This is a genomic window from Paraburkholderia madseniana (assembly GCF_009690905.1).
Taxonomy (GTDB): domain Bacteria; phylum Pseudomonadota; class Gammaproteobacteria; order Burkholderiales; family Burkholderiaceae; genus Paraburkholderia; species Paraburkholderia madseniana.
Genome location: NZ_VOSW01000272.1, coordinates 1 through 1383 on the forward strand (window position 1 = coordinate 1; position 1383 = coordinate 1383).

1 protein-coding gene is annotated in these 1383 nt (G+C 61.1%); it reads left to right on the plus strand.

Annotated features, from left to right (window positions below; all coding sequences use genetic code 11):
• Positions 1-114: 114 nt before the first annotated feature.
• A complete protein-coding gene (locus FSO04_RS45765) occupies positions 115-1221 on the plus strand; it encodes an IS5 family transposase (RefSeq protein WP_414693536.1) in 1107 nt (368 codons plus the stop codon).
• The last annotated feature ends 162 nt before the right edge of the window (positions 1222-1383 follow it).

A 1383-nucleotide genomic window follows, 5' to 3' on the forward strand; every position in this document is an offset into this window, starting at 1 on the left:
AAGTTATTTCTGGGACGGAACACTAGCAGGCTGTTGAATTTGGATCCCGTGTAAACGGGGTTTGAGGGACGGGCGTTATGGATATCGTGTTCATGATCTTTGGCAGTGGAAACGATGCGCGGAATGGATGAGATGCAGGAACCCCTGTTCACGACAGTCAAGCTGGAAGACTTCGTCCCGGCGGATCACCCGCTGCGACCGATCCGGTTGCTGGTGAATGACGCGCTGAAACGACTCAACGGGCTGTTTAGCGTCATCTACGCGGACACCGGCCGGGCCTCGATTGCGCCCGAGAAGCTGATGCGGGCGTTGCTGTTGCAGGTGTTCTACTCGGTGCGCAGCGAGCGCATGCTGATGGAGCAGATGCGCTACAACCTGCTGTTCCGCTGGTTCGTCGGGCTGGCGATTGAAGACGCCGTGTGGGACCACTCTGTGTTCTCGAAGAACCGCGACCGGCTGCTGGAACATGAAGTCGTAGAAGCGTTCTTCACCGAAGTCATGAGCCTGGCGGACAAGCGGGGCTTGCTGTCGAGAGATCATTTCTCGGTGGACGGCACGCTGATTCAGGCGTGGGCCAGTCACAAGAGCTTCCGCCGCAAGGACGGCCCGGACGATGGTCCGCCAGCCGGTGGTGGCCGCAACGCCGATACTGACTGGAAAGGCGAGCGACGCAGCAATGCCACGCACGAGTCGACCACCGATCCGGAGGCGCGGCTGTTCAAGAAGAGCGGCAAGAGCCCGGCCATCCTGTGCTACCACGGGCACATCCTGATGGAGAACCGCTCGGGGCTGGTGGTCGGCGCCGTGGTCAGTCACGCCGATGGTTTCGCCGAGCGGGCCAGCGCGTTGCGATTGCTCGATTGCGTACCAGGCGGTCATGCGAAGACAGTCGGTGCCGACAAGGCGTATGACACCCGTGACTTCGTGAACGATTGCCGGGCTCGCAATGTGACGCCACATGTCGCGCGCAACGACGATCGCCAAGGTGGTAGCGCGATCGACGGTCGCACTTCGCGGCATGCGGGCTACCGGATCAGCCAGATCATCCGCAAACGTATCGAAGAGCATTTCGGCTGGGGTAAAACGGTCGGCCGGATACGTCAAACCGTCTATCGCGGCATCAGGCGCGTCGACCAGCACTTCAAGCTGACGATGGTCGCGAGCAATCTGACCCGCATGGCGCGAATGCCAGGTGTGGTGCCGCAAGGAGCGACGCGATGAGCCGCCACGGCATGAAGACTGCGCGCCACAAGGGCTGCATGCGTGCGCATGCCCCGCGCAGATTGCGCGGCGAACCGGTAATTCAGCGGAAAATCGCACGCGCAAGCCTCCTGAACATAGCTTCGGTCATCATGACGAGGCACTTTTCAACAGCCTGCTAGG

Coding starts and splice junctions, on each gene's coding strand:
- FSO04_RS45765 (WP_414693536.1), top strand. CDS start 115: ATGCGCGGAATGGATGAGATGCAGGAACCCCTGTTCACGACAGTCAAG.